General features: G+C 74.1%; 21 protein-coding genes. 12 read left to right on the forward strand and 9 right to left on the reverse strand.

The window, feature by feature from the left end; all coding sequences use genetic code 11:
* Positions 1-1,933, reverse strand: a 1,933-nt coding sequence (locus ABZ135_RS33730) for a DUF4132 domain-containing protein (protein ID WP_356701330.1), incomplete at its 3' end; no start/stop codon positions are given.
* 138 nt (positions 1,934-2,071) lie between these two features.
* Between ABZ135_RS33730 and ABZ135_RS33735 the strand changes: the two genes are divergently transcribed.
* A complete protein-coding gene (locus ABZ135_RS33735) occupies positions 2,072-2,344 on the forward strand; it encodes a hypothetical protein (protein ID WP_356701332.1) in 273 nt (90 codons plus the stop codon).
* Positions 2,341-3,081 carry a hypothetical protein gene (locus tag ABZ135_RS33740; RefSeq protein WP_356701334.1) on the forward strand — a complete coding sequence of 247 codons (741 nt, stop codon included), beginning with the start codon at positions 2,341-2,343 and terminating at the stop codon, positions 3,079-3,081. The genes ABZ135_RS33735 and ABZ135_RS33740 overlap by 4 nt, the downstream gene beginning before the upstream one ends.
* A 54-nt stretch (positions 3,082-3,135) precedes the next feature.
* On the opposite strand, the gene ABZ135_RS33745 is transcribed toward ABZ135_RS33740, so the two are convergent.
* The 6 genes from ABZ135_RS33745 to ABZ135_RS33770 form a co-directional block, all read right to left on the reverse strand.
* Positions 3,136-4,494: a helix-turn-helix domain-containing protein gene (locus tag ABZ135_RS33745; protein ID WP_356701336.1), complete on the reverse strand. Its 1,359-nt coding sequence runs from the start codon at positions 4,492-4,494 to the stop codon at positions 3,136-3,138.
* A gap of 85 nt (positions 4,495-4,579) precedes the next feature.
* Positions 4,580-6,322, reverse strand: a complete 1,743-nt coding sequence (locus tag ABZ135_RS33750) for a bifunctional 3-(3-hydroxy-phenyl)propionate/3-hydroxycinnamic acid hydroxylase (RefSeq protein WP_356701337.1) — start codon at positions 6,320-6,322, stop codon at positions 4,580-4,582.
* 13 nt (positions 6,323-6,335) lie between these two features.
* On the reverse strand, positions 6,336-7,256 hold the full coding sequence (locus ABZ135_RS33755) for a VOC family protein (protein WP_356701339.1): 921 nt from the start codon (positions 7,254-7,256) through the stop codon (positions 6,336-6,338).
* 113 nt (positions 7,257-7,369) lie between these two features.
* Entirely contained in the window at positions 7,370-8,275 is a 906-nt protein-coding gene (locus ABZ135_RS33760; RefSeq protein WP_356701340.1) for a fumarylacetoacetate hydrolase family protein, read from the reverse strand.
* A 190-nt stretch (positions 8,276-8,465) separates the two neighbouring features.
* Positions 8,466-9,011, reverse strand: coding sequence for a hypothetical protein (locus ABZ135_RS33765; RefSeq protein ID WP_356701342.1), 546 nt, complete (start codon positions 9,009-9,011; stop codon positions 8,466-8,468).
* Positions 9,012-9,105: 94 nt separating this feature from the next.
* On the reverse strand, positions 9,106-11,388 hold the full coding sequence (locus tag ABZ135_RS33770; protein WP_356701344.1) for an MMPL family transporter: 2,283 nt from the start codon (positions 11,386-11,388) through the stop codon (positions 9,106-9,108).
* A 336-nt stretch (positions 11,389-11,724) separates the two neighbouring features.
* Between ABZ135_RS33770 and ABZ135_RS33775 the strand changes: the two genes are divergently transcribed.
* The 4 genes from ABZ135_RS33775 (at position 11,725) to ABZ135_RS33790 (ending at position 15,431) form a co-directional block, all read left to right on the forward strand.
* Positions 11,725-12,939 carry a sensor histidine kinase gene (locus ABZ135_RS33775; RefSeq protein WP_356701346.1) on the forward strand — a complete coding sequence of 405 codons (1,215 nt, stop codon included), beginning with the start codon at positions 11,725-11,727 and terminating at the stop codon, positions 12,937-12,939.
* Positions 12,936-13,661, forward strand: coding sequence for a response regulator transcription factor (locus ABZ135_RS33780; RefSeq protein WP_356701348.1), 726 nt, complete (start codon positions 12,936-12,938; stop codon positions 13,659-13,661). The genes ABZ135_RS33775 and ABZ135_RS33780 overlap by 4 nt, the downstream gene beginning before the upstream one ends.
* Positions 13,662-14,219: 558 nt before the next feature.
* Positions 14,220-14,807 carry a snapalysin family zinc-dependent metalloprotease gene (locus ABZ135_RS33785; RefSeq protein WP_356701349.1) on the forward strand — a complete coding sequence of 196 codons (588 nt, stop codon included), beginning with the start codon at positions 14,220-14,222 and terminating at the stop codon, positions 14,805-14,807.
* A 189-nt stretch (positions 14,808-14,996) separates the two neighbouring features.
* Entirely contained in the window at positions 14,997-15,431 is a 435-nt protein-coding gene (locus ABZ135_RS33790) for a ribonuclease domain-containing protein (RefSeq protein ID WP_356701351.1), read from the forward strand.
* Between the two features lie 136 nt (positions 15,432-15,567).
* Here the strand turns inward: ABZ135_RS33790 and ABZ135_RS33795 are convergent, their stop codons facing one another.
* Positions 15,568-16,185, reverse strand: a complete 618-nt coding sequence (locus ABZ135_RS33795) for a helix-turn-helix domain-containing protein (RefSeq protein ID WP_356701353.1) — start codon at positions 16,183-16,185, stop codon at positions 15,568-15,570.
* A 63-nt stretch (positions 16,186-16,248) separates the two neighbouring features.
* On the opposite strand from ABZ135_RS33795, the gene ABZ135_RS33800 reads away from it, so the two are divergent.
* From ABZ135_RS33800 to ABZ135_RS33820, 5 genes are all read left to right on the forward strand, one after another.
* Positions 16,249-16,755: an SRPBCC family protein gene (locus tag ABZ135_RS33800; RefSeq protein WP_356701355.1), complete on the forward strand. Its 507-nt coding sequence runs from the start codon at positions 16,249-16,251 to the stop codon at positions 16,753-16,755.
* A 95-nt stretch (positions 16,756-16,850) separates the two neighbouring features.
* Positions 16,851-17,432: a DM13 domain-containing protein gene (locus ABZ135_RS33805; protein ID WP_356701357.1), complete on the forward strand. Its 582-nt coding sequence runs from the start codon at positions 16,851-16,853 to the stop codon at positions 17,430-17,432.
* A 77-nt stretch (positions 17,433-17,509) separates the two neighbouring features.
* Positions 17,510-18,244, forward strand: coding sequence for an SOS response-associated peptidase (locus tag ABZ135_RS33810; protein ID WP_356701359.1), 735 nt, complete (start codon positions 17,510-17,512; stop codon positions 18,242-18,244).
* Between the two features lie 116 nt (positions 18,245-18,360).
* On the forward strand, positions 18,361-18,507 hold the full coding sequence (locus ABZ135_RS33815) for a hypothetical protein (RefSeq protein WP_356701361.1): 147 nt from the start codon (positions 18,361-18,363) through the stop codon (positions 18,505-18,507).
* 24 nt (positions 18,508-18,531) lie between these two features.
* The gene (locus tag ABZ135_RS33820) at positions 18,532-18,942 is read left to right on the forward strand and encodes a DUF3662 domain-containing protein (RefSeq protein ID WP_356701363.1); all 411 of its coding nucleotides are present in this window, start codon (positions 18,532-18,534) and stop codon (positions 18,940-18,942) included.
* A gap of 133 nt (positions 18,943-19,075) precedes the next feature.
* On the opposite strand, the gene ABZ135_RS33825 is transcribed toward ABZ135_RS33820, so the two are convergent.
* The gene (locus tag ABZ135_RS33825) at positions 19,076-19,504 is read right to left on the reverse strand and encodes an ATP-binding protein (protein ID WP_356701365.1); all 429 of its coding nucleotides are present in this window, start codon (positions 19,502-19,504) and stop codon (positions 19,076-19,078) included.
* 500 nt (positions 19,505-20,004) lie between these two features.
* On the opposite strand from ABZ135_RS33825, the gene ABZ135_RS33830 reads away from it, so the two are divergent.
* Entirely contained in the window at positions 20,005-20,787 is a 783-nt protein-coding gene (locus ABZ135_RS33830) for a restriction endonuclease (protein WP_356701367.1), read from the forward strand.
* Positions 20,788-20,794 lie beyond the last annotated feature (7 nt).

Below are 20,794 nucleotides of genomic sequence, written 5' to 3' on the forward strand. Positions count from 1 at the left end.
GCGAGCTTGGTGAGGACCTTGGTGACCCAGTTGGCGGCGGCGCCCTTGGTGGCGTCGACGGTGGAGAGCACCGGGCCGAGCCCTTGGCCAGCTCGACCGCGAAGGAGGCGGGCAGTTCGCGCCCCGGTTCGCCGGGGACGCCGTCCGGGGCGGAGCCGCCTCCGTTCCCGAGACCGCTCCTCCCGATGCCGCTCCTTGTGCGGCACCACTCCAGGACGAGGTGCCGGTACGCCTCGTGCGCCTCCTGCGGCGAGGTGCGCGCGGCGAGGTCGTCCCGGTAGCGCGCGAGCCCCGTCGGGTCGACCACGCCCAGCTCGGTGAACTCCGCCACGAGGTCCCGCAGGACGGCCTCGTCGACAGCCCCGGTCCGCTTCTCGGCGCCTCTCGCCTGCGTGTAGAGCGTCCTGGCCATCGCGGTGCTGCCCGCCTCCGCGATGATCCGTGCACCCTCGTCCAGCGCGTAGGGCAGGAGCTCGGGGTGCGCCGCCGTCACCTTCTTCAGGCCGGCCCGCAACTGGTTCGCGGCGCGTCCGGGCTTCGTCAGGGCTGTCTTCGCGCAGCTCTGGAAGGCGGGGAGCAGCCCCATCGCCTCCCGTACGAGCTCGGGGTGGGCCCCGCAGACCCGGGAGAGGAAGTCCAGGCGCCGTACCGGGACGCGGCCGACCGGCACGGGGTCGCCCGCGTCGGGCTCCAGGCCCAGGGCACGCGCCACCGCGTCCTGCGCCGAGACCGTACGCGGGGTGAGCAGCCGGACGAAGCCGTCGCCGTCCTCCGCCAGAAGCGGCCAGGCGTAGCGGCGCGCGGTCAGCGCTTCCTCGTCGGCGCCCTCGGGGGCACCGGGCAGCACCGCGCCCGCGTCGAGGAGTCGCCGCTCGTCGTCGGGCGTGGGCGGCGGCGAGGCCGCACGCGGTGCGCCCTCGGCGGCGTATCGAGCGCAGGCGACGAGGAAGGACTGATACGCGTCGGCGCTGTCGGCCGCCCGAGCGTCGGCGCGGGCGCTCTCCGTGGGGTCCCGCTCGTCGTAGAGGGCCGCCATCGCTCTGATCCCCTCGGACCAGACGGGCGGCGGCACCGCGTCGTACGCCCCGACGCCGTGCCCTGCCGGGCACTCGGCGAACGAGAAGTTGCGCAGGTCGACCGGGGCGAGGGGGCCCTGATAGCGCAGGCCGGCCGCCATGCGGTAGGTCCGGCCGCCGTGGCCGAGGCCGAACCGGGCCGTCTCTCCGTCGATCCGGCCGCCGAAGCGGTTCACCACCCGCTCGAAGTGGGCCCCTGAGGGGAAACAGGCGCCGCCGAAGACGGTGAGCCCGTGCGGGGCGCCCCACTCCCCCGGTGCCGGCGAGCAGTCCGGCCGCGCGTACACGGCGCGGTGCAACTGTTCGACGCCCTGCTCCCCGCCCAGCGTCTCCAGCAGCTTCCGCCAGGCCGCGAGCAGCCCCGTACCGCGCGGGTCGAGGAGCGCCGGGTGCGGGATCACGACGAGGGGGGCGTCCAGCTCACGGTCCCCGTCGAGTCCGGTGACCAGCAGCGCGCCGTCCTCGCCCGCCGCGACGCCGGTGAGAACTCCGGCGCGCCGCACGTCCGGTGCGCCCGGGACCTCGCCGGGCCCGCCGCACGGTGCGACCACCGCGTACCGCAGAACGCGCCGCCAGCAGGGGTCGGGCCACACCTGCCGGATCAGCGCGGCGGGCACCGGCAGGGACCGCGTCATCCACCGCTCGACGGTCGTCAGCGCCTGCGCGGCGTGGTCCCCGATCCAGCCGGCCAGCGCGCCGAGCTCCCGCACCCGCGGCTCGTCCTTGAGCGCGGCAGGCGGCCTCTTCAGCTCGCGCCCCGCGGCGCTGCGCCAACGAAGCACCGGCCGGGGCCCGCTCCAGGCGTCGACCGCCACCTCGTACCCCCCGACCGCCTGCCACGTACTGATCGAACCCATGCCACTCTCCCCCGCCCGTGCGCCACCTCGCGGCCGGCTCCCCCGCCGCACTCCCGCCGCTGTTCAGCGGGGTGATCACAACATACGCGCGGCCACTGACAACGCCTCACCTCCGGGCAGGCGGATAGGGTCGGCGGCATGTCGATCGCGATACCCCGATGGGCCCACCGTGACGCCCGGGGAGCATGTGAGCACCGTGCCGCGGCAAGCGGCGCCTACTGGAGGGCCTTTCACCCGGGGCAGCGCACCTTCGACTACCTCTGCCAGGCGTGCGCGTCCGGCGCCACCGGCGGTGAGCCGGCGGGAGGTCTGGTGGCGGCGTCGCCGGACCTGGTGGAGCGTCTTGAGCGGGAGGGCGTCTGGGAGGGCGCCACGGAGATCGCCCGCCTGAAAGGTGGGACCGAGGCATGACGGAGTGGTCGACGCTGACGGACGCGTGTGGTTCCGCGGAACACGTGCCTGAACTCCTGGACCGGTTCGAGGACGACCCGAGCGGCGTGTGGTCCGAGGTGATGGATCATCTGTGTCCTCAACTGGACACGGCCTTCACCGCCAGTTACGCGGCTCTCCCGCGTCTGGCCGGGATCGCGACCGCCCGCGCGCAGGACGAGGACCTGGACTGGGTGCTGCTGGCGGCCGGAGCGATCGCGGCCTGTGCGCCCGGATCGTCGGAGCCCGACAGCCCTCTGACGGTGTACGCGGCCCCGGTCGGGGTGCTGCACGCTCTCACCGATCGGCGCCTTGGGCGGGTGGCCGAGGCGGAGGAGTACGTGAACCTGCTGCAGGCGCTGCTGTCCTTCGAGGGCGTCGAGATCTGGGACCGCTGCCTGGACGGTCTGTTGAGCGGGGAGTACGAGGTCGACTGCCCGTACTGCGGTGTCGACCTCTTCATCGTGTTCGGCCAGGGCGGCGGCTCCTTCAGTTGCAGCGGTGACCCCGCGTCGCCCGGAGTGGAGAAGGCGCCGCTCCGGCCGGCGCGCGACCGAGACCTGGAGGGGCTGCCGCGGAGGCTGTTCACACGAGCGCGGGCGGACGGGCAGGAGAGCCTGGCCCGCGGTGTGCCGTACCTGTTCGGGCGAGCGGCCTGCCCGGACTGCGGGACGGTCTTCTCGGTGGCGGAGCGGGTGGTCGCCGGCTGGATGCCGTGACCGGCCCGGGCGGCTACGCACCAGTGGGGGGCCGGGACCGCGTGGCCGGCGCGGTCAAGGCCGGTGCCGGTCAGCCGGTTTCGGGAGGTGCTCGGCGATCTCCAGGGCCACGCGCAGTTCGAGCGAGGCGACCGGTGTCAGGGCGGCCGGCAGCAGTTCCTCGGCGCGCTTGACGCGGTAGGTGACGGTGTTGCGGGCCACGTGCAGACGGTCCGCCGCGGCGCGCAGGCTCCGCTCCTCCGCGAGGTAGACGCGCAGGGTCTCGCGCAGTTCCCGCACCCTGTCCCCCTCCGAGGCCAGCGGGCCGAGGACCTCGTGGACGAACCACCGGGCGTGTTCGGGCTCTGCCGTCACCAGGGCCGCCAGGCGGACGTCGTGGTAGTCGCACAGCCACTGCCCCGTGGCGGGTGCGACGCGCGCCGCCTGGAGGGCGCCCAGATGGCTGCGCCGCATTCCCTGCGGGCCGGCGGCCGGCGGGCCCAGGGCCGCTCGTACGCCCCGGGGCCGGTCGAGACGGTCCCGCAGGTCCCGCGGGTACCCGCCCCGGGCGGGAGCGTCCTCCGCCGCGACGGCGAACCAGACCCAGGCGGTCGTGTTGTCGGCGGGGACGAGCAGGACGCCGGCCGCCGCCATGGCGCGGCTCATCGCCAGGGCCGTCCGGTGCAGCCGTTCCGCCGCCGTGAGCCCGCCGTCGGTGTCGTCGCACCACAGGACGGCGGCGAGGTGGGTGCGGGAGAGGTCGTAGCGCAGGCGCCGCGTGGCGTTCCGCGTGTCCACGGGCCGGCCGGCGAGTACGTCGTCGACGATCGCCCGGCGGGCGGCTTCGCCGCTGCCGCGCCAGCGGTCGCGTTCGGTGACGTATTCCTCGGCCATCATGCCGGCGTGGCTGTCGGCGTAGGCGAACAGCAGGTCGTTGACCCGGCGCAGCTCGGCCAGGCGCTCCTCGGCGGGGACGTGTTCCTCGATCGCGGCGGCGAGCTCGTGCGCCAGCCGGGCGTGCCCGAGCCGTACGCCCCGCAGCACCTGGTCGAGCGTGATGCCGCGCCGGGCGAACTCGCGGCACCCTTCCAGCGTCTCGTCGGTCAGGTCCGCGACGCGGCGCGACGACCGCGACGACGGTGACGGCTGCGACGACGGAGACGGAGACGGAGACGGAGACACCAGCAGACGCAGGGCGGCCAGGACGGCCGACTCGGTCGACCGGCGCAGGGTGCTCACCGGGCCCCGGCCGCCCCCGTGTTCGGGGACCTGGTCGAGGATGTCGGTCGCGATCGCCTCGGCGGTCTGCACCGCCCAACCGACCGGTCCCGTGCCGAGGGCTTCGGCGGCGGCCTCGACGACAGCCGGCGGCAGGGCCGGCTCGACCGTACGGTGCGGGTCCGGCCGGAGCCGCAGGAGCCATCGTCGAGTCATGAGCCGTGCCTCCGTCGTGGGATGGTCGGGGTTCGGGTGCGTGCCGTTCCCTCCAGCAGGGGGGCCACCTCGTCGGCGAGGCGGTTCACCGGACCTGGCGGGCGCGGTCCCGGGCGCGGGCGGGGTCCCGGGCGGGGATCAGTCCGTCCCGGAAGGCGGTCATCAGACCGGGCACGTCGTCCATGTGTGCCGCCCCACCGAAGACGTAGTGGTCGGGACGGAGGAGCACGGCCCGCTGCCCGGCGTTCGACAGGTACCGACGATACGTTCCGTCGATGTCCAGGACGTCGTCCTGGCCGTCGTCCGTCGGGGTGTCGGTGATCCTCAGCAGACGCATCCCGAGCCGCTCGCACCACGCGACCGTGCCGACGTCGAGCGCACGCCGCGGGTCCTCGACCGCCAGGAGGGTGAGGCCGGTGCCGACCACCTGGTCGAACAGCCCCGTGCGGCCGCGGAAGCGCACCCGTCCCTGCCGGCCGAGTTCGCCCGCCGGCCCCGCCGGGGCTCCGTCGGCACCGCGCAGGACGACTCCCCCGGTGAGCGTCTGGGGCGGCAGGCCCGCCAGCGGGTCGCGGCGGGACCGCTGGTCGGCGAGCATCCGGGCGTCGCGGTCGGCAGCCGCCGCGGGATCCGGCTCGCAGATGATCCGGCCCAGATGCACGGAGAGCTCGATGGCGTGCCGCAGGTGCTGGGAGCGTTCGGCGGTATACGTGTCGAGGAGGTCCCCGTCGGCGTGGCCGGCCAGGACGAGGTCGAGCTTCCAGGCGAGGTTGGCGGCGTCCCGGATGCCCGAGCACATGCCCTGGCCGGCGAACGGAGGCATCTGGTGAGCGGCGTCCCCGGCGATCAGGAGCCGTCCTTCGCGCCAGTTGTCGGCCCAGCGCGCCTGGAAGGTGTAGACGGCGTGCCGCTCCAAGGTGGCGTTGCCGGGGTGCAGGTCCCAGTCGGCGAGGAGGCGCCAGGCGGTCTCGGCCCGGTTCAGCTCCGTGATCGTCTCACCGGGCAGCCGCATGAACTCCCACCGTCGGCGGCCCGGCCCGCCGGACACGACGGTGCTCGGCCGCGCCGGATCGCACAACTGGAGGTTGCGGGGGGACCACGCGCGGCCCCGGTCGTGCGGGACGACGTCGAGCACGAGCCAGTCGTACTGGAAGCCCAGGTCCGTCATCGGCGTCCGCATGCGCGAGCGTACGAAGCTGTTCGCGCCGTCGCAGCCGACGACGTACGCGGCTCGCAGCGTGCGGTGTTCCCGTACGCCGTCGTGGCGGAGGGGGCGGTCACCGGCGCTCTCGGCGACGGTGAGCCGCACGCCCGTACGTTCTTCGGCAAGGTCGACGGCTTCCCAGCCGCGCAGGATGTCGATGCCGGGGACGGCGTGGGCGCGGGCCTCCAGGGCGGCTTCGAGCCGGGGCTGGGTGAAGATGTTCATGAAGGGCCAGCCGGAGTGGCTGGTGTCGTCGAAGGCGAGACGCAGCAGGGTCTCGCCCTTGCCGTTCCGCCACTCGTAGTCCTCCGCGGGCTCGCTGAGGGTCGGCAGGACGTCCGCCAGGCCGAGCGAGGCGAGGATGCGGGCGACCTCGTGGTCGAAGACGACCGCGCGCGGCAGGGGGTAGGGGCGGGGCCAGCGCTCGACCACGCCGACCCGGCGGCCCCGGGCGGCGAGCTGGAGGGCCGTGGTGAGGCCGACGGGTCCCGCGCCGACGATCAGCACGTCGTAGAGGGTCGGTGCGTCGGCGTGCGGAGTGGGCGCGTACGGCGTGGCCGCATCGGACGTGGTCGCGTGCCGGGGATCGGCGTGGGGGGTGCCGGTGGTCTCGCTCGTGTGCATGCTCGCGCTCCCGTCAGTTCGCGTCGTGGGCGCCGGTCATGAGGGCGGCGAGGTCTTCGGGGTGGAGGAAGGACGGCGGCACGGGCGGACCCCAGTTGTAGAGCGCGCGGACGTCCTCCCAGACGCGCGGGGTCCACAGGTGGTCGTCGACGATGCAGTCCATGTCGGCGAAGTACTCGGAGAAGTTGCCGGCCGGGTCCTTGAGGTACCAGAAGAAGTTCGAGCCCAGGTGGTGGCGGCCCAGGCCCCACACGTGCCGCTCGGGGTGGCCCTCCAGCATCCGGGTCGCCGCCCGGCCGATCTCGTCCACGTCGTCGACCTGCCAGGACGAGTGGTGCAGAAAGGCCAGGGGGGCCTGCTGGACGAGGACGTTGTGGTGGTCGGTCGAGCAGCGCAGGAACGCCGCGCCGGGCACCAGGTCACTGACCTTGAAGCCGAGGCCCTCGGTGAAGAACCGCTGGGACGCCTCCTGGTCCGTCGACCCGAGCACGACGTGTCCCAGGCGCCGGGGACGGACGGTGTTCTCGCGCAGGACCCCGGGGGCGCGTACGTCGGGGCGTTCGGCGCGGCCGGGCGCGTTGTACGGCACGGGCGCGGGTGCGGCCTGGGCGACGCGGGCCTGGACCTCGACGGTGACGGTCACTTGCGTGCCGGGGTCGACCGCGCGCAGGGAGTGCGTGTCACGGACACAGGGGACGTCCAGCCGGTCCAGGGCCGCTCCGATGCGTGCCAGATCGTCGGTGTCGTCGGTGCCGACGACCAGTTCCTCGAGGCGGCGGCGGCCCGCGGGGACGATCTTGAGCTGCTCACCGCCGTCGGTGGAGGCGAAGCGTCCGTCGCCCAGGGCGGTGAGGCCGAAGTCGGCGTAGTAGGCGGCGGTCGCGGAGACGTCGGGCACGCCGATGGTGATGCGGGCGAGACGGTGCAGGGCCATGGTGGGCTCCTCGGGGCAGGTCAGGGCAGGACAGGTCAGGGCAAGGCGAGGCCGGGCACGGCGGGACAGGACGAGGCAGGACCGGGCTGGGCCGCGGAGAGGGTGAGAAGGCGTCACCGGTGCACGGGGGAGCCGGGCGGGTTGCCGGGGCCGTGGGGACCGTGGGGATGGGCCGGGCCGGCGACCAGGGGGTTGCGGAGCTCCCCGATGCCCTCGATCCAACTGTGGAGTTCCTCGCCGGGGGCGAGGAAGCGGCGCGGTTCACGGGCTCCGCCCACGCCGGCGGGGGTGCCGGTGAAGATCAGGTCGCCGGGCAGCAGCGGGCAGACGGCCGAGAGCCAGGCGATCTGCTCGGACACCGAGAAGATCATCCGGCTCGTGCGGGACTCCTGCATCGTCGCGTCGTCCAGCGCGCAGCCGAGCGCCAGGTCGTCGGGGTTCGCGAACTCGTCGGGCGTGACCATGACCGGTCCGGTGGGGCTGAACCCGGGGAAGGACTTGCCGAGCGAGAACTGCGGCATCGGCCCCTCCCACTGCACGCGCCGCTCGGACAGATCCTGGCCAACGGTGAGTCCCGCGACGTACCGCCACGCGTCCGCGGCCGCCACCCGACGGGCCTCGGCACCGATGACCACGACCAGTTCCACCTCCCAGTCCACGAGCGCGCTGGGCAGCTCGACGGTGTCGCGGGGGCCGGTGAGCGAGGTGGGGTACTTGGTGAAGACGGCGGGCCGGGCGGGCGTCGCCGCCCCCGACTCCTCGACGTGGTCGGAGTAGTTGAGGGCCACGGCGAAGACCTGCCGGGGACGGGGTACGGGCGCGCCGAGGTCCCGCTCGTCGAACGGGACCCGCTCGTGACCGGTCGCGGCCGGGGACTCTGCCCAGGCGCGGAACTCGGCCCAGCGGTCGAAGACGGCCTGCGGGTCGGACGAGAACCGTCCTTCGGCGGCCGTCTCCACGTCCACCACGCCGTCGTCGAAGACGAGCACGAGACGGTCCTGGACATTGGCTGTGCGCATGGCGCGCCACCTCCACATCGGTGCGGGAACGCCGAGGTGCCCGGAGGCGACCTCGGTGTGTGTGACCGACGTCCGCCGGCCACGCACCCGAGTCAACCGGCGGAGCCCGGCCCGGCTCTCGGCCCCGGAGGCCAGAAACCCGCTCCTTCTTTGGTGCCGCGGCGCAGGTCCGTACCGCCGGACCCGCGCCTCACCCGACCGCGGTCGTCGCGGAGGCGACCAGATCCGCCAGCGCGTCGGCCGATGCGGAGGTGAGTCGGTAGAAGCCCTGGAGGCTGACCGAGCGCTCCAGGCGGCCGTCCACGACGTACTTGAGGTGGCGGGTCCTGCCCTTGGCGTTGCGCCAGGTCAGCGTCGGCAGGAGGTCGCCGGGTACCGGGGTGTCGAACCGTACGGGTGTCGCGTCCACGTGGACCGCGGTGGCGCCGCAGCCGCCGGCGCCGAGCATCGACCAGTCGTCGTGGCCGGGAAACGAGGGGTCGCACATCGTCGCCGGGGGCGTGCCGCAGCAGTCGCCACGTCCTATGCCGGTGATCCGCATGCGGCTCACCACGAACACCTCGCACCGGTTCACGTGCACCGCGTACACCTCGTCGCCCGCGCGGGCCCCGGACCAGGCGGGCAGGGACTGGTGGACGCCGGAGTAGGCCACCGGCGGCCGCTCCCCCACGCGGCCCGCCTTGCGCAGGGCACGGCATGTGTCATGGGTCCACAGGACGGTGAAGGCATCAGACATGGGGTGATCGTAGGAACGAGCACTGACATCGATGGGGGGCGGGATTTCCGGCCGCGAGCCTCAGGCGGAGGGGCGGGACCTCTGGCCGCGAGCCTCAGGCGGAGGGGCCGGCCCGGTGCACGCCGTGCTCCGCCGGGACGCCGGGGTCACCCGGAGCGCCCGAGGCGCCCGCGACATCCGCGACACCTGGGACATCCGGTGCGGTGCCGGTGCCGGGGGCGTTGTCGCGGTCCTGCCCCACGCGTACCGGCCACCACATCCCCCGGCCCAGCAGAGCGGCGGCCGACGGCACCAGGAGGAGCGACAGGAGGAAGGCGGACAGGAGGATGCCCAGGGCGGTGGCGAAGCCGATCTGCCGGGTGGACGGTTCCGCGTTCACCGCGAGGCTGCCGAAGGAGGCCGCCAGGACCACGCCGGCGGTGGCGATGGCCGGCGCCGTGTGGCGTACGGCGCGGGTGACGGCGGCGCGGGCCGAGCCGGTGCGGGTCATCTCCTCGCGCAGCCGGTCGCTGATGAGGATGTTGTAGTCGGTGCCCAGCGCCACCACGAACAGGAACAGCACCAGGGGCAGCACGAAGTTCACGCCCGGCTCGCCGCCCAGGTGCTGGAAGACGAGCGCGGAGGCGCCGAGCGTCCCGGTGAAGCACAGCCCCACCCCGAGCATCAGCACCACGGGGGCGAGCAGGCTGCGCAGCAGGACGAGCAGGATGAGCGCGATCAGGGCCGCGGCCACGGGGAACACCGTCCGCAGGTCCCGGTCGACCGCCTCCGCCACATCGGCGAACACGGCGGCCGTGCCGCCCACATGGGCCGTCAGCCCGGCGGGAGCCGCTGCTCGCGCGGCGTGGCGCACCGGGCCGGTCACGAGGTCCCGGGCCTGCTGTGTCTGAGCGCCGGCGGTGAGGTACACGTCGAGACGGGCGGCGGTGCGGTCGGCGTTGAACACGGGGGCGGACACCTTGCCGACGCCGTCCGCGTCGGCGAGGGCGCGCGGGAGGCCGCCCAACGCGCCGGTGCTCAGGGGGCGGCCGTCGTCGGCGGTGACGTACACCGTGGTCGGGTCGGACACCCCCGGCGGCAGGGCGCCGGCGATCTCCCGTGCCGTCGCCGCGGCCGCCGTCTCGCGGGGCGTGCCGCCGGTGGCGAAGTCCATGCGGATGCCCGCCACGCCGAACGACAGCGCGCCGAGGCAGGCGACCGACGCCACGAGGACCGGCAGCGGGCGGCGTGCCACCAGCCGTGCCGTACGGTCGGCCAGGCCGGAACGCGGAACCTTCGTCAGGCTCCGCGACGGCCAGAACATGCGCCGCCCGGTCACCGCCAGCAGCGCCGGCATCAGGGTCAGGCTCGCCAGCAGCATCACCAGCACCGACACGGCCACCGAGGGCCCGAGGACACGGAACTGACCGAACGTCGCCAGGCCGAGGGTGGCGAAGGCCGCGACGATCGTCAGGGCCGCGGACGTCACCGCCGTCCCCACCCGTCCGGCGACGTCGGCGGCCACCAGGCGGTGGTGGTCCCGGGGGCGGCGTCGCAGCTCCTCGCGGAAGCGGAACAGCAGGAAGAGGAAGTAGTCGACGCCGATGCCGATCAGTACGGTGCCGATCATGCCGGGAGTGCCGGGGTCCAGGCGGAAGCCGGTCAGCAGGGCCGCTCCCACGACCGTGCCGGCGGCCGCGCCGCCCACCACGGACACCGCGAACAGCGGGAGGAACGCGGCCAGCACGCTGCGGAACACCAGCACGTTGATGAGCACGATCAGTCCGACCATCACGAGACCCACCACCGTCTGGGTGGACTCCTCCGCGTCGGCACGGTCCACCGTGTCCGCCAGGCCGCCGGTGAAGCCGGTGCGCATCCCGGCCTCGGCGAACTCCTGCTCGGCGCGGTCGTGGAAGGCCCGGTAGACGGAGTGCATGCCGGGGTCGGTGGCGTTGCCGCGCAGCCGTGCGCCGAGCAGCGTGAAGGACCCGTCGGGTGCGGTCATCACCGGCTCCACGCGGGGCACTTGGGAGTAGTCCGTGGAGATCCCCGGTATCTGCTCGTCCGTCCACGGCATCGTCAGGCGGGTGGCGCTCAGCTCGCGCGCCACCTCGGCCACGCCGGTCCTGTCCGCGTCCTGGAGCGGCTCGCCGTCGCGCCGCGCGACCAGCACCGTCACGGCGTCGGTGTCGGGCTCGGCGCCGAACTCCTCGCGGGCGACCCGGAGCGCCGCGGCCGCGTCGTACTCGGCGGGCAGGAATCCGGCGCTGTCGGTCTGGGTCACGCGGAAGACGAGCGCCTGGCCCGCGATGGCCACGAAGATGCCGAGCACCGCCCATACGACGATGACCCGCCAGGGTCTGCGGGTCGAGAATCCGGTCAGGGCGCGGATCACTGAGGGCCTCCAAGGCGCGTACGGGGGTGGGCGGGCCGCTGCGGCGCGAGGGCCGGGCGGCGAGCCGTACCGGGCGGTCCCCGGCACTCGTCCAGCACATCAGCGCGGTACGGCCCGCACCTCGGAGCCGGGGAGGAGAAACCGTCTGGGAGCCCGGCCCCGGACCCGCCCCGGCTCTGGGAGCCTGCTCCTGGTCGGTGCCGGTTCCCGGTGCCGACGCCGTGCCGCGCCGGGCGCTGACACAATGGGGCACATCAGGGACAAGCCGCAGGTCACCGGCGTGAGGGCAGCGTGGCGGGGTGGGTTTGACGGATGGACACAGGGGGGCGGGGCGGCGTGGAACGGCGTGAGGACGAGGGCGAGGGCGAGGGCGCGGGCGGTGCAGGCCGGGGCCGGTACGGCGGGGCCGTGTGGAGTCAGCACGACGGGCTCGTCGCCGCCGGGGCCGCGGCCGTCGATCTCGTCGGTTTCGCCGTCACCAGTCAGATGGACCAGGGGCACGTCCCGGCCGCCGGCTGCCTGATCGTGGTGGCCGCGTCGCTGCTCCTGCCGGCCCGCCGCCGGGCGCCGTTGAGCGTCCTCGCGGGTGTCCTGGCGGTGAACGTGTCGCTCACCTGGTTCAGCGCCGTGGGCCAGCACTACGGCGCCGCGACCGTCGTCGCGCTGTTCACCGTCGTACGGCACCACCGTGCCGCGGTCGCCGCGGCGGCCGTCGTCGGCTGCGTCGCGGTCCTGCAGTTCGTCCACCCGGGCGCGTCCGCGCCCGCCCTGCTGGAGCTCGCGGCCAACGTCGCGTCCGCGCTGTTCGTGGCCGGTGCCGCCGTCGCCGTCGGCCGCTGGCAGCGCAACGCCGAGACGCATCGGCGGCTTCTCGCCGACCGGGCCGTCGCCGACGAACGGCGCCGCATCGCCCGTGAGCTGCACGACATCGTCGCCCATCACCTGACCACGATGCAGCTTCTGGCGGGCGGCGCCCGCGCCAACATCGACCGGTCGCCGTCCGCGGCCCGCGAGGCACTCGTCGAGCTGGAGGGTTCGGGCCGCACCGCCCTGCGCGAGATGCGTCATCTGCTGGACGTGCTCAGGGCCGGTGACGAGAACGAGGAGGGCGAGGCGACGGCGCCGCAGCCCGGCATCGGTGACCTCGACCGCGTCGTCGAGGACAGCCGCCGCGCCGGCCTGCCCACCACGCTCACCACCGACGGCGACCCGCGGGCGCTGCCGCCCGGCGTCGCGCTCGCCGTCTTCCGTATCGTCCAGGAGGCCCTCACCAACGCCCGGAAGCACGCCGGTCGCGGTGCGCGGGTCGACGTCCGGCTCAGCTACGTGGCCGACGAGGTACGGGTGTCCGTCACCGACGACGGTCCGCGCCGCGACCGTCCGGCCGCGGGCGGCTCGGGCCACGGGCTCATGGGGATGCGCGAACGGGTCGGGCTGCACGGCGGGACCCTGCACGCCGGACCGCAGGGCACGGGCTTCGCCGTCCGGGCCCGTCTCCCGCTGCACCATCGTCCTGCGCTGTCCATCGACCCTCTGGAGGCATGGGGATGAGCGCGACGACCGCGCAGGGGACGACGGCGACGGGGACGACCGCGATCGTGAAGGTGCTCATCGCCGACGACCAGCCCCTCGTCCGCCGCGGCCTCGCGCTGATGCTCGGCCCCGAACCCGGTTTCGAGGTCGTGGCGGAGGCGTCCGACGGCGCCGAGGCGGTGCGCCTGGCCCACGAACGGCGGCCCGACGTGGTCATCATGGACATCCGGATGCCGGTCCTCGACGGGATCGCCGCCACGGAGCGGCTCACCGCCGAGCTGCCCGGCTGCCGTGTCCTGGCCCTGAGCACCTTCGACATGGACGAGCACGTGGTGGCCGCCCTGCGCGCCGGGGCCTGCGGTTTCCTCCCCAAGGACATCTCGCCCGAGGAGCTCGTCGACGCCCTGCGCGTGGTCCGCGACGGCGAGGCCATCCTCGCTCCCCGGCTGCTGACCCGTCTCCTCGCGACCCACGTCACCGGCCCCGCTCACCGTACGGCCCCCAGGGGGCGCACGCTGCCCGACGGTGCCGACGGACTCACCCCGCGCGAGCGGGACGTGTGGCGGCTGATCGCCGGCGGCCTGGACAACACGGAGATAGCCGACCGGCTCGGCGTGAGCGCCTCCACCGTGAAGAACCACATCACCGGACTCTTCGCCAAGCTCGGCGTCCGCGACCGGGCCCAGGCGGTCATCGCCGCGTACGAGACGGGCCTGGTGACGGCGCGCCACGGCGCGTGAGCCGGCGGCGGGCCGGGCCCCACCCCGTACCCCCTGAATCTTCCCCGCGAAGTGAGGTGTGGACGGTGATCGCGCGGGCAGACGAGCGGAGCGCCGCCGTTCACGGACTTTCCCCCGAGGCGTGGACGGCGGCGAAGGGTGGTGTGCCGCCTGCGGGGCCTCCCGCAGGCGGCAGCCCCGTACACACGTACGTACGCCCGGCCGGGGCACCCGCCCTCTGCGGTCACCTCACCAGCCGCTGCGCCGCCCCCAACGCGCCCGCCGGCAAGGCTGTTCCGTGGTGACACGGCCGGATGACGGCCGGTCACCGGCACGCGAGCGGAGAGCGCCCGCCTCCCCTGCCGCCCCGTCAGCGGCGTCTCCCCCACCCCGATAGCGTCGGGCTATCGGCTGTTGACAGCCTCCCCGGCTCCCCCCTCCAGGGCGCACACTCGTCGCGCACCGCTCCGGCCTCCCCCGCCCGAGCGGCGAGGAGCCGGGCGGTGCCGGAGTCGCCACTCCTGCCCCACACGCTCGGTTCCGGAACGGGACCGAGCCCCCCCACGTGAAAGGACAGCGATGGTGCACTATCTACGGCTGGGTATAGCCGGCACCGCGGCGGCGGTGCTTCTGACCGCGCTCCCGGCGGCGCACGCCGTCTCCGCGCCCGCGCGCACGGCCGAGTCCGGCACGGCGCAGTCCTCGTCCGCCGTGGTCACGCTCCGCTACGACGCGAGCCGGGCCGCCGGTTGGGAGGCGGCGATCGAGGCCGGGGTCGCCGCGTGGAACGGAAACGTCGACAACGTCAGACTGGTCAAGGTCGCGCCGGGCAGCCGCGCCGAGATCCAGATCGTGGCCACCACCGGCTGGCCACAGGCCACGCTCGGCCCGGTCCGCCCGGGTGGCCGGGTCCGCGTGGAGCTCGGCAGCCAGGCGGTGGCCCAGGGCTACGACAAGACGCGCATCGCCGCCCACGAGCTCGGACACAGCCTCGGCCTGCCGGACACCAAGCCCGGCCCCTGCTCCCAACTGATGTCCGGTTCCAGCGCCGGCACGGCCTGCCGCAACCCCGTGCCCGACGCGGCCGAACAGGCCCGGGTCGAGGCCGCGTACGGGAGCGGCGCCGCCGTTCCGGCCGACGGCCGCGTCCTGGTGGACGCGCCCTGACCCCTTGAGGGACACGCCCTGACCCTCGAGGGTGGCCGCGAGACGTCCGCCTGTGCCCGACCGCGTCGCACCGCGGTCGGGCACAGGCGTTCACCGTCTCACCCCATAAGTGTCCGGAACGACAACATCCTGGGAACATGCCGGACTTGGCGTTGACGTGCCCACATCTACACGCGTCATCCTCGTGCCATGCGAATCCCCCCACGCTTCACCCTGCTCGGTGCCGCCGCGCTCCTGTCCACCCTGCTCACCGGACCGGCCGCGGCCGCCCCCACCGCCTCCACCGTCCCCACCACCTCGACCGCCACTGCCTTCACCGTCCCCAGCAGCACCGCGGCGGTGGGCGACATCTGTTACTCCCACCTGCCTCCCCAGGCACACGACACCCTCGACCTCATCGAGGCCGGCGGCCCCTTCCCCTACCGCCAGGACGGCACCGTCTTCCAGAACCGCGAAGGCATCCTGCCGAGCCGCACCACCGGCTACTACCACGAGTACACGGTCATCACCCCCGGCTCGGAGACGCGCGGTGCCCGCCGTATCGTCACCGGCAGCGCCGACCGGGAGGACTACTACACCGCCGACCACTACGCGTCCTTCGACCTGGTCGACCACACCTGCTGACCCGCGGGGATCACTTCTCCGACCGGCCCGCCCGTCGGCCACTCGGGACCGCCTCGGCGGCGACCGGGTGACCTTCGGCGCGGGCCCGAACATTTCCGTCGACCACGAATGCCCGCGGCTTCGGCGGTGGCGCGGGTCAGCGGAGGAGGGCGGCGGTGCACTCCTCGGCGAGGTCCTCGGCGTGCGGAGGCAGGGGTTCTCCGGCGCGCAGGTGCCTGCGGACCAGGGACAGCGGCAGGTCGATCAGGGCGAGTACGACACGGTCGCGGCCGCGCTCGTCGGCGGCGCCCAGGTCCGCGGCGAGCCCGCCGATCGAGGCGAAGACGCGCGCGTTGCCGGAGTCCGCGCGCCGGATGTGCTCCTCGGACCATTCAGCGCGTCCGAAGTCCTGGGCGCCGTAGAGGAGGAGGGTGGCCTCGTCGCGGTGGGCGCGGCTCCAGACCACCACGTGGCGGGCGGCCGCGCGGGCCGCCGCCCGTGCGGGGTCGGGGCCGGGCCCGCCCGCCCCTCCGGAGGGAGGGGACGCGTCGGTGAGGGCGGCGAAGTACCCCTCCTGGAAGCGCTCCACGGTCCGCAGCCACACCTCCGCGAGGAGCGTCGTACGGCCGGAGAAGCGGTGGTAGACGGAGCCGCTCGGGGCGCCGACGGCCTGGGCGACGGCGGCCATGGTCACCGCCGCCGGCCCCCCTTCGGCGGCGAGGCGGACGGCTGCGTCGAGAAGCTGGTCAGTGTCGAACCGGGGTGGCCTGGCCATGAATCAGAGAGTACCCTCCAATTTATTAGAGGGAGTCCTCTAATACTGTCGAGGGGAGGACGCATGGGCGTCCACAACGTGCACGAGCGCCTGCTGACCGCCACGGAGTCGGAGGTGGGCGCGCTCATCGACACACTCGCGAGCGGGGCGGACGACCGCCTGTGGCCGGGCACCAGTTGGGGCCCGATGCTGTTCGACCGGCCGCTGGGGCCCGGAGCCGTGGGCGGGCACGGGCCGGTGCGCTACACCGTCGCCGGATACGCGCCGGGGCGCTGGATCCGCTTCGACTTCACGGGACCGCGCGGCTTCCACGGCTTCCACGAGTTCGCCGTGGTGCCCGTGGACGCGCGGCGGACGCGGCTGCACCACACCCTCACGATGACCACCAGCGGCCTTGCCCGCCTCACCTGGCCGCTGGCCTGGCGCCCGATGCACGACGGCTGCATGGAGGACGCGCTCGACCGGGCCGAGTTGGCCTGCACGGGTACGGTGGCCCGTCCGGCCCGCTGGACGGCGTACGTCCGCTTCCTCCACGGCCTGGCCGCCCGCAGCGGGGGCCCGCGGTCGTGATGTCGTCACCCCGTACGGCTTCCGGTGCGGCGGTCCGTCGCGTTGGATGGCACGCGATGACAGGGCAAGCCGATGTCGATCGAAAGAGGAGGGCCATGGAACGCCGAAGAAGGCGGGTCTGGTGGGCAGGTGGTGCCGTCGCCGCGGTGGTGGCGGGAGCCGCCCTGGTGTGGTTCAAGCCCTGGGCGCTGTGGGTGGACGAGACGGTGAACGAGGCGCTTCCCTCGGCGAGCGCACCGGTCACCGCACCGCCGCCCTCCACCTCCGCCTCCCTCTCCCCGTCCACCTCCGCCTCCCCGTCGCCCTCACCGGCACCGGCCGGCCCGACGACCGTGGCGCAGGGCACCTTCATCAGCCACGAGCACACCACCAGCGGCGCGGTGAAGGTCGTCCGTCTCGCGGACGGCACCCACACCCTGCGGCTCGAAGGGCTCGACACGAGCAACGGCCCCGACCTGCGCGTGTGGCTGAGCGACGCACCGGTCAGGGAGGGCAAGGCCGGCTGGGGCGTCTTCGACGACGGACGGTACGTCGACCTCGCCAAGCTCAAGGGCAACAAGGGCGACCAGAACTACCCGCTGCCCGCGGACGTCGACTGGTCGACGTACACCAGCGTCAGCATCTGGTGCGACCGGTTCGACGTGTCCTTCGGAGCCGCCTCCCTCGCCCGCGTCTGACCGGACCCGAGCCCGTGGCGCTCCGCCCCGCCGCGGATGAGCGCCTCGGCCCGCGGGTGTCGTGGCACAGTGGCGGTATGTGCGGCCGTTACACCTCCACCCGTGGGCCCGAGGATCTGACCCGGCTCTTCGACGTCACCGTCTGGAACCCCGAAGAGACGCTGGAGCCGAGCTGGAACGTCGCGCCGACCGACGAGGTCTACGCGGTCCTGGAGCGCGCCGCGCGCGGCGACGGCGAGGAGGTGCGCCGTGAGCTCCGGGCGCTCAGGTGGGGCCTGGTCCCCTCCTGGGCGAAGGACCCGAAGACCGGCTCCCGGATGATCAACGCCCGGGTCGAGACCGTGCACGAGAAGCCCGCCTACCGACGCGCCTTCGCCAAGCGGCGCTGCCTGCTCCCGGCGGACGGCTTCTACGAGTGGGAGACGGTGCGGGACGAGACGACGGGCAAGCCCCGCAAACAGCCGTACTTCATCCGGCCCGCCGACGGGCGGGTGATGGCCATGGCGGGCCTGTACGAGTACTGGCGCGACCCCGACGTCACGAGCGACGACGACCCCGGCGCGTGGCTGACCACCTGCACGATCCTCACCACCGAGGCCACCGACGCGGCCGGCCGCGTCCACCCCCGCATGCCGCTCGCCCTCGCACCCGACCACTACGACGCCTGGCTCGACCCCCACCACCACGACCCCGAAGCGCTGCGCGCCCTGCTCACCCAGCCGGCGGACGGCCACCTCGACGCGCGGCCCGTCTCCATGGCCGTCAACAACGTCCGCAACAACGGCCCCCACCTCCTGGACGCGGCCACCTGAACCTTCCGCCGCCCGCCGCGACCGGCCCTGGACGCCGGCACGGTGCCGCGTGCGCGAGGCATCCTCGGGGCCCGGCCGGGTAGGCGGTTCCCACACATACGACCGAGGAGGACCACATGTCCGGCCTGATCACACGTCTCAAGGAGTTCGCCCGCAGCCCGCAGGGGCGGCGCGCCGTCGAGTCGGCCCGGCGCGCCGCCGCCGACCCGCGCAAGCGGGCCCAGGCGCGCAGCCTGTTCGGCCGGTTGCGCGGGCGGCGGTGACCGGCGGCGAGGGAGGACGCGAGCATGGCCTGGGAGACGCTGACACGGTGGGAACGGGCCCTGGAGCGGTGGCAGAGCGCTCTCGTCTCCCGGCTCCGTCCCACCCGTGAGCCCGTGGAGCTGGTCGACGCGCTGCACGAGGAGTGCGACAGTCACGCCGTGGTGTGCAGCGAGAGCCGCGTGGTGGTCCCGAACGCGTACGAGGTGGAGTTGGACACCGGCGTGTACGCGGAGCTGGTGCACCACGACTGCGGTGACGTGGGAACGCTCCTGACCGACAACCTCGCACGCTACGGCCGCCGTCAGGGCTACGAATGGGCGGGGCCGTTGACCGTGCACATCACCCCGACGCCGCTGCCCTCGGGTACGCCGTACAGGGTGCACAGCGTCCCCATGCCCCACGTGCGGGCCGACGCCTTTCCGTCGGAGGGCTGACCCGGCCCGGCGCGAGCGGTCGCACGGCCTCGCCGGGAGCCAGGAGCCGGGAGCCGGGAGTCGAGCACCGGCCCCGGCTTCCGGCTTCCGGCTTCCGGCTTCCGGCTTCCGGCTTCCGGCTTCCGGCGGGGGTCTACGAGTCGGCCGGCTCGGCGGGCGGAGGCGGCGGGAAGCAGGCCGTGACGTCCTTGCCGCGCGGGCAGCGATGGGTCTCCCACTCGTCGGCGAGGGCGTCGATGAGCAGCAGCCCACGGCCCCCGGTGGCGCCTTCATCCGCGTGGCGCGGTTCGGGAATGTGAGGCGAGGCGTCGTGCACGGTGACGTGCAGGCATTCCTCGTCCCAGGTGAGGATGAGCTGGGCGTCGCTGCGGGCGTGGATGTGGGCGTTGGTGACCAGCTCGGAGACGGTCAGGACGACGGAGTCCACCAGATCCGGTGCGGTCCGGTCCCAGCCGAGCTTCGCGAGGTGTTCGCGCGTCCAGTCCCTCGCCGTCTTCACTCCCCTGCTGATCGGCAGCGAGCGAGCCCATCCGACAGCTCTCAGTGAGGGGTCCTGCGGCATCGTCTCTCCTTCGGCCGATCACGGTGCTTGCGCTTGTACCCATGTGCCCGGGAAGCAGCCCTCGCAACGTCGCCGCTGAGCACTGCAAGCGGCACGTGGCCCGCACTCCGCTTCCGAGGAGTGCGGGCCACGGCCATGGCGCCGTCGTGTCGCGAAAACGGGGGACATCCGCGGAAACGGCGCGAGCGAACCCATACGCTCACCATCCCGCCTTCCCCCGAACTCCCCCGGGAAACCGACCGGTTGCGGGCGGACTCCGAGGCGCCCACGGCGAAGGGGACATCCGCGTCGGCGCAGGGCGGCCCATGACGCGGGCCCACGTTCGGACCCACGTTCGGACCCATGTTCGGTCCCAGGTTTCGGGGCCGCGTTCCGGGCCAGGCGGGAAGGTGCCGGCGCAATCGGCCGGTCGCAGGAAACCCCGTGCCCCTGGACGGGATCGCGGTCGAGCGAGCCGGGGACGGGAGGGGCGGCGCGGGGACGACGTGGGAGGGGTCCGGATGACGGTGGTCGACGGCGAGGGCAGGGGGACGGACGGGAGCGGCCGGGTCCGGGTCGGGCGGGACCTGGCGCTCGCGGTCGGCCTCGTCGGCGCGGTCGTCGGCGGATCGGTGCTGCTGGTCAAGACGGCCCGGGCGGCGGGGGCCGGGGCGCCCCTGACGCCCCTCGCGCTCCTCCTCGTCCTGGGCCTGGGGGTGGTGATGGCCCGCTGGAGCATCGCACCCACCCGCCGCCGGGTCCGCCCGCGCGCCGCTGCCGGGCGACGCGGACGGGGGCGGAGGCCGGCACGGAGGACGGCACCGCTCCCCGAACAGCCCTCCGTCGACGCGGAGGCGCTGGACCACACCTCCGTCGACCCCGAGGGGTTCGAGCACACCGTCGCGGCGCTGTGCGTCCGGGACGGCTGCAGCGTGGTGGAGGTGGTGGGCGGCGCCGGCGACCTCGGTGCCGATGTCGTGGCGACCACCGCCGACGGCCGCCGTGTCGTGCTCCAGTGCAAGCAGTACACGGGCGATCACCGCGTCGGTTCCCCGGACCTCCAGCGCTTCGGCGGTACGTGCTTCACGGTCCACGAGGCCGACGTGGCCGTCCTCGTGACGACCGGCACCTTCACCGAACCGGCCCTCGCCTACGCCGCCGAGTGCGGCATCCTCTGCGTCGACGGCGCCGCGCTGGCCGCGTGGACCGCCTCGACGGCTCCGGCTCCCTGGGACTCCCCCGTACCGGACCCGGCCACGTCCGAGGCCGACGCGGCCGACGTCCCCGAGTCGGCCCGAGGATGACGCCGGC

Origin of the sequence: Streptomyces sp. NPDC006339, assembly GCF_040612775.1 — a bacterium.
Lineage (GTDB): Bacteria > Actinomycetota > Actinomycetes > Streptomycetales > Streptomycetaceae > Streptomyces.